2 protein-coding genes are annotated in these 1695 nt (G+C 74.3%); both read left to right on the forward strand.

Going from position 1 to position 1695, the window contains the following annotated elements:
• Positions 1-567, forward strand: a 567-nt coding sequence (locus AB0P24_RS47830) for an SDR family oxidoreductase (RefSeq protein WP_365805774.1), incomplete at its 5' end; no start/stop codon positions are given.
• A gap of 1 nt (position 568) precedes the next feature.
• Positions 569-1695, forward strand: a 1127-nt coding sequence (locus AB0P24_RS47835) for a polyketide synthase (protein ID WP_365805776.1), incomplete at its 3' end; no start/stop codon positions are given.

Genomic DNA, 1695 nt, shown 5'->3' on the forward strand with positions numbered 1-1695 from the left:
GCCCTCGGCAGCGAGGCGCGCTACCGCGCCGTCGACTTCCGGGACCGCGACGCCGCACTCCAGGCGGTCAAGGAGATCCATGCCGACCACGGCCGTCTGGACGGGGTCGTGTTCGCGGCCGGGGTGATCGAGGACCGGCTGATCGCCGAGAAGACCCCGGAGTCCTTCCAGCGCGTGTACGGGACGAAGACGGCCGGCGCGGCCACCCTGCTCGCCGCCCTTGAGGAACTGCCGGGCGGTCCCGCTTTCGCGGTGCTGTTCGGCAGTATCTCGGCCGTCCTTGGCAACCGCGGCCAGGCCGACTACGCCGCCGCCAACGACGCCCTGGAGAGCCTCGGCGCCGGTTGGGCGGAGCGTACCGGGAACCGCGCGCTGACCGTGCACTGGGGGCCGTGGGCGCCCACCGGTGGTCACAGTGGCATGGTCAGTCCGGAGCTGGGGCGGGAGTACGCGCGGCGCGGGGTCGGGCTGATCGACCCGGACGAGGGCACCGCCGCCCTGCTGCGGGAGCTCGCCTGGGGCGAGGAGTCCGTGCGGGCCGTCGTCTACACCGCCTCGGGCTGGTGACATGACCGACGACCGCCGGACACCGGTCGCGATCGTGGGCATGGCGGTGCTGCTGCCCGGCGCCGCCGGCCTGGACGCGTACTGGCAGAACCTGGTGAACGGCACGGATGCCATAACCGACGTGCCGGACGGGCGCTGGGACCCGGACTACTACCGGCCCGGTACGGCCACCGGGCCCGCCGTCCCCGACCAGGTGTACTGCCGGCGCGGCGGCTTCGTGGACGCACTGGCCGAGGTGGAGGTCACCCGGTACGGCATCATGCCGAACTCCGTCCCCGGCACCGAGCCCGACCAGCTGATCGCCCTCGACGTGGCCGCCGCCGCGATTGCGGACGCGGGCGGGGCGGACCGGCTGCCCGACCGGCACCGGATCGGTGTGGTCCTGGGCCGGGGCGGCTATCTCACCCCCGGTCTGGTCCGGCTCGACCAGCGGGTGCGCACGGCAGGCCAGCTGGTGCGCACCCTCGGCGAGTTGGTGCCCGGTCTCACGCCGGACCAACTGGCCCGGGTACGCGAGGCGTTCACCGACCGGCTCGGTCCCGCCAGCCCCGAGTCCGCGATCGGCCTGGTGCCCAACCTCGCCGCGTCCCGCATCGCCAACCGTCTCGACCTGCGCGGCCCCGCCTACACCGTGGACGCGGCGTGCGCCTCCTCCCTGGTCGCCGTCGACCAGGCCGTCACCGAACTCACCGCCGGGCGCTGCGACGTGATGCTCGCCGGGGGAGTGCACCACTGCCACGACATCACCTTGTGGAGCGTCTTCTCCCAGCTGCGGGCGCTCTCCCCGAGCCAGCGCATCCGCCCCTTCCACCGCGACGCCGACGGCATCCTCATCGGCGAGGGCACCGGAGTCGTCGTCCTCAAGCGCCTCGCCGACGCCGAACGCGACGGCGACCGCGTCTACGCGGTGATCCGCGGCACCGGCGTGGCCAGCGACGGCCGTACCGCAGGACTCGTCAACCCCGACCCGGGCGGCCAGACCCACGCCGTACGCCAGGCCTGGCGGGCCGCCGGGCTGGACCCGACCGCCCCGTACTCGGTCGGTCTCCTGGAGGCGCACGGCACCGCCACCCCCGCGGGTGACGCGGCCGAACTCACCACCCTGGCCGAGGTGTTCGGACCCGGCGG

The sequence above is a fragment of the Streptomyces sp. NPDC086519 genome, assembly GCF_040686075.1.
GTDB classification, from domain to species: Bacteria; Actinomycetota; Actinomycetes; order Streptomycetales; family Streptomycetaceae; genus Streptomyces; species Streptomyces shenzhenensis.